Source organism: Piscirickettsia salmonis LF-89 = ATCC VR-1361 (genome assembly GCF_000297215.2).
GTDB classification, from domain to species: Bacteria; Pseudomonadota; Gammaproteobacteria; order Piscirickettsiales; family Piscirickettsiaceae; genus Piscirickettsia; species Piscirickettsia salmonis.
Genome location: NZ_AMFF02000148.1, coordinates 1 through 4,325, shown reverse-complemented (window position 1 = coordinate 4,325; position 4,325 = coordinate 1). Strand labels below are relative to the sequence as shown.

3 protein-coding genes are annotated in these 4,325 nt (G+C 34.8%); 1 reads left to right on the top strand and 2 read right to left on the bottom strand.

What is annotated here, in order from left to right; all coding sequences use genetic code 11:
- The first annotated feature begins 336 nt into the window (after positions 1-336).
- A complete protein-coding gene (locus C200_RS12340) occupies positions 337-1,251 on the top strand; it encodes a hypothetical protein (RefSeq protein ID WP_016211725.1) in 915 nt (304 codons plus the stop codon).
- A 38-nt stretch (positions 1,252-1,289) separates the two neighbouring features.
- Here C200_RS12340 and C200_RS12335 read toward each other — a convergent pair whose 3' ends face one another.
- Positions 1,290-3,224: a hypothetical protein gene (locus tag C200_RS12335; protein WP_016211728.1), complete on the bottom strand. Its 1,935-nt coding sequence runs from the start codon at positions 3,222-3,224 to the stop codon at positions 1,290-1,292.
- 387 nt (positions 3,225-3,611) lie between these two features.
- Positions 3,612-4,205, bottom strand: a complete 594-nt coding sequence (locus C200_RS12330; RefSeq protein WP_016211726.1) for a hypothetical protein — start codon at positions 4,203-4,205, stop codon at positions 3,612-3,614.
- Positions 4,206-4,325 lie beyond the last annotated feature (120 nt).

Here is a 4,325-nt window from a genome sequence, read left to right as displayed (position 1 = left end):
GCTTGCTACAGACCTAACGGTCTTTCGCAACTCCGCTCTGCTAAAAACCCGAACCTACCTCGGCCTACTCACCCCGTGCTTAGCACTCCATGGCTCGCAGCGTTAGCAGCCTACTGTCTTCAGGAGAAGAAGCCATCGCTTAATATCCAGCGTAATCTATTGACCAGCTGAGTTATATCGAACTCACGTTATTTAATAAATACATTACTTTTGATATTAATTACTTGAATTTTACAATTCTGGCTGATCTGTTTTAAATATCACTATATATTTTTATTGCTCTGAAAATTAACCTGACTATAGGCAAGACTATTAAGTAGTTAGGAGAATTTGGCAATGAAGTTGGGTGAGATTAAAAAATTAGTGAGAGAAGGCGATATAAGAAGTATTACCCCTGAGCTATTAAATGCGTTAGGGGAAAGATACTTAGAGAAATTTGGAGAGGAGGACGGGTGGTATGGCTGGTATCAGGTAGGGATGCATATTGGCCGTCATCATCACCATGAGCTAGCAAAAAAGCTTAAGGGGTTTGAGTCAAGTTATCCTAATGATCCTGAAAAACAAAGTTTGGAGTGTTGCTATGTATTAGCCGATATTCTAGCTCAGACCGGAAATCATCATCGAAGCTGGTTGGGAGATGGGATAATTGATATTTTGAATCCGGCATTGGGTACTCGTGTGACAAAACAGCATAATGTTGGATTATCAGGACTTAGCGAAATTTCGCGTAACAGGTCATCTCGTCAATTTATAAGACATCTGGAAACAGAGTTCCAATGTATAGATTTGCCTCAACGTAATAAATATCGAGGTGATGAGCATCAAAATGAACATCAAAGTGGAAAAGGCCGTAAATTGAAAGGGGTATTAATTACTAGCCTGTTAGAAAATACATGTAATGGCTCTAAAGACGTAGGAGGAAAAGGTATTCGTTTTGCTGGAAAATATTATAAAATTCCTCAGGGCGTATATAATGCTTTGAAAGCGAATCACTTAGTGGTAGAAGAGTGGTTTTCTAGCTCTTCAGTGACTTTACAGTATAATACGATGACTGTTAAAGATTTACAGCAAGCGCTTATCTCTGCAATACATGATTATTCTTTGAGGAATAATGCGGGCAAATATAATAATTTTTGGGAGACTAGAACTCATAAGACAAATATTATGTATCAAGCTTTTGAACAAGCAGAGGAGGCTGAACAATACTTTCAGGCTGCTAAGCCAGTGGTGAGTGTGGGGCGAGAGCTTTAGGTGTATTGCCCGCTATGCAGCAGCGGGCTAATTTTGGCTTAGAGACAGTTGCTGTCATTATAAGTGAATGAGTAATCAGTATTCCATACGGTTCCCCAGAAATTCACTGTTGTTTGTAAAGGCAATTGCATAATATTATCTTTATTTAGGCCCGTTTCACCAGGTTTTGAGACAATAAAGTATTGTTTGGCACCATTATCATCACCATTTGTGACAGGATATATAGTGATTTTATCACCAACTTGCGCTTTTAAACTCGTAGACTGAAAGACGGGAGTACGAGAATATTCATGAGTGCGTTCATTGAGGATACCTCCTGCAAACCAAGCTCCTGCGGGCAGGTAAAGACATACAGTTCCAGCAGGGTAAGGGCGGTACACGCTATTGGTAAATTGAATATAGCCGTCTTTAGTACTAAAGAAGTCTCTTGTGCCAATTTTACTGGCGTGTAGCCAGTTTGATCCGCTTCTACTTGGAATATTATAATCTAAGTTTTTGATTGTAGGTTCTGCTAAGAGTGTATACAGCCCTTGACTTAATTTGGGGTCAAAATGTTCTGGTTGAGAGGCTTGAACTGTACCTTGATATGTTTTGCCATTTAAATTTTCTAGGACAAAACTTTGATTAATATCATTTGAGTTGTAATTGATCATCGAGGTTGGATAAGCGGCATAGCGATCTGCAATATTCACACTGTAGTTAAATTGCTCTAGTTCACTAATGGCTGTTTGGATGTTATCTGGAGTAAAGTTTGCGAGAGCTTGCGCAGCTTGCGCACAGGTTGCATTTTCATTGCCAGGTTGATAACAATTATATTGCGGGGTGTCGTGTGCATTATTAAAATAACTTTCTAAATTATTTTTATAATTATTGACTGTATTTAACTCTTCTTGGGCAGGGTTAGTTAGACTGTTATAAAAATTATTTAAAATATAAAATGGAATTTTATAGTCTTTTAATGCCAAAAGTTGAGTATAAGCCTGTTTAATTGTTTGGCGTGCGGCTAGAGTATTTTTATTGAACTTACCCTCAGGATAAGCAGGTATATCTGGATCAATGGCATGATAAGGTGTGGTAGAGAAATTACCGAAAGTAAATAAGGTGCTGTAATTCTCTGGATCAACTTGCTTAGAGAGATTTTTGCTGTAGCTAATTGCAGAGTTTACAATTTTCATGCCTTGATTAATATCGCTGAAACTAAAGGCAGCGAAACCCGAACCTTCACCTGTACTTTTGCTAAAAATTTCAGTAAGCTTTGAGGGATCACCACCTAATTGCAGAGCACGAATATTAATAGTACCCTTCAAGTGTTTTTGTTTGATGCTGCCTTGAAGCTTGAGCATAACCGCTGCAATACCTTCTTTGCCTGCAGAAATTAGCTCTGAAAAGCTTTGTTTCGATTGTTGAGATTCAAAATGGATTTGTAGCATGACATAGAGACTTGCTCCCGCACGAAACTGGTTAATAAAGCTATTGCCATAGGTTGATAAAAAAGTTTCTGGAGACTGGAGATAGAGTTGAGTTGCATCAGCTGTCAGTGCAAAGTGTGTACCTAGTTTTGGTGTAATGCCATAGGTGTAGGCCCAATTTGCATTATAAATTAGTGATAAAGTTTGATCATTTTGTACATAAGCACTTGCGAAATTAGCGATATCTTTAACGTTGACTGTTTTTATTGGTACTTCGACAGAAGTATAAATGCCTAATTCTTTTTTAAATTGATTTAAGTCATCTTCAAAAAAAAATTCGATAGAACCTGTTGGGTGAGAGGGAGGCATTCGTACAAAGTTATTGATTGCGATCCCAGATGTTGCCGTATTATCATATGAGGCATAACCTTGTGCTTGTGCAATGTTGCCATACATATCTCTGATACTTTGCAAATCGACTTGTTGATTGGCAACTGACGTTACTGCGATACTCACAGCAAATAAGCTAGATGCGACTAAGGCATTGAGTCGTTTTATTTTCATTATAGTTTTCCTTAAAATTTATATATTTTTAGAGGTTGTAAATAAATCTTATTTTGCTAATTTATGAAAAAAGACGTTGTCTTTATAGCTAAATAGTTGCAATAACTCTATTGACTTTAGACCGGTTAAAATTAACTTATATATCAAATTTTGGTAACTTTAAAACAAAACAATATTTTGTTAAAAAAAATTAACGACATGATTGATTGTAATGTATTGATTATGTTAAGTCAATAATATATTTTATATTATATTATTATAAAATTTGATTATTTAATATAACTAAAACTAGATGTAACTTAAAGTTAATATAAAAATAAAATATTTTTAAATTGATTGTAAATTATTATTTTGATTTTAATTTATTGGTATATTTTTCTATTTTTTTTATGAAGAATTGCTTGTTGTTTGATTTGGTTTGACTGATTTTTTAATAAACTCAATGACGCTGACTTTGACTTTAATGGATGCATTATGCTGGACGTCTGCATTATTTTTTTTATTTTTCATTTCACTGTTTGCAATTGTAAGGTCTTTATTAACCTGATCAAGTTGATACTGTAATTTTTCTATAATATTATTTTGTTTGGTTATTGCTTTTTGTATGTTTTCATCTGCTCTTAGAGTTTCTTTTTTTAATTTATCAGCTTCAATATTTGCTTGTTTTGCTTGATAAGTCACTTGATCTTTAACTTTAACTAGATGGTTTAAATCAGCTTTATGCTGACTTTTTGTTAAGGTTATTTTTTCTTCAATTTCTTTGAATTCATGGTGTTTTTCTTGCTGGTACTTATCAGCAATTTCACTGTTACTTTTTGCTCTCTCGGCAATGTTTTTTTTATTCTCATATAGTTTTTGCAGATACTGAAGCTCAGCAATTTTGCTAGGTGAGATCTCGTTAATATTTTTGTTGATGATGTCCTTTAGGTCACAGTTGATGGTATTGTGGTAATTGTGCTTGTCATTATCATTCTCACTCATAACACATCTTTGTTCAGTAAATAATTTTATATGAACTTAATAATATAACTTAATATATATAGGGGTCGGCAAAGAGAGAAAAATCTTGAGAGGTTTTATGTACTCACCTTACGCACTGAC